Raw genomic sequence first — 666 nt, forward strand, 5'->3', positions numbered from 1 at the left:
ATAGGCAAGATGTGGAAGTGGTGTGAGCCATTAAGCTAACTTGTACTAATTACCCGTGAGGCTTAACCATACAACGCCAAACGCGTTTTGTGTGATAGTTTAAGACAGAAGTTAATAGACTAAAGTAGATTACTGAAGACATTTTATTATCAGAAATTCCAAATTTTAGTAAGCTCGATTGAATCGAACTTACACCAAATTTGCTTGGTGACAATAGCGTTTTGGACCCACCTGACTCCATGCCGAACTCAGTAGTGAAACGAAACAGCGCCGATGATAGTGTAGCATTTGCTATGTGAAAGTAGGACATTACCAGGCTTCAAATTCAGTCGAAGGACTTTAACCTTAATAATTAAAATAAGAAAATTGAAAAGAATTTTCTTGGTGACAATAGCGTTTTGGACCCACCTGATCCCATGCCGAACTCAGTAGTGAAACGAAACAGCGCCGATGATAGTGTAGCATTTGCTATGTGAAAGTAGGACATTACCAGGATTTAATTAAGAGAAACCCGTTACAGTAATGTGACGGGTTTTTTGCTTTTTGGAATTTTATAAATAGTCCATGCCGAACTCAGTGTGAGCGTCTAGCGAACTACACCTATGTTTTAAAATTCCAGGGTAACAAGCTGTCGATATCGGGCTCAGGCTGGCACAGTTCATCAAG

Annotated in this window: 2 rRNA genes; both read left to right on the plus strand. The window is 39.6% G+C overall.

The features are described 5' to 3' along the window. Window positions 1-203: 203 nt before the first annotated feature. Window positions 204-318: ribosomal RNA gene (gene rrf, locus GQR47_RS20285) — 5S ribosomal RNA — on the plus strand. A gap of 62 nt (window positions 319-380) precedes the next feature. Then, window positions 381-495, plus strand: a 5S ribosomal RNA gene (gene rrf / locus GQR47_RS20290). Window positions 496-666: the final 171 nt, after the last annotated feature.

Origin of the sequence: Pseudoalteromonas sp. Z1A2 (assembly GCF_011378755.1) — a bacterium.
Taxonomy (GTDB): Bacteria; Pseudomonadota; Gammaproteobacteria; order Enterobacterales; family Alteromonadaceae; genus Pseudoalteromonas; species Pseudoalteromonas distincta.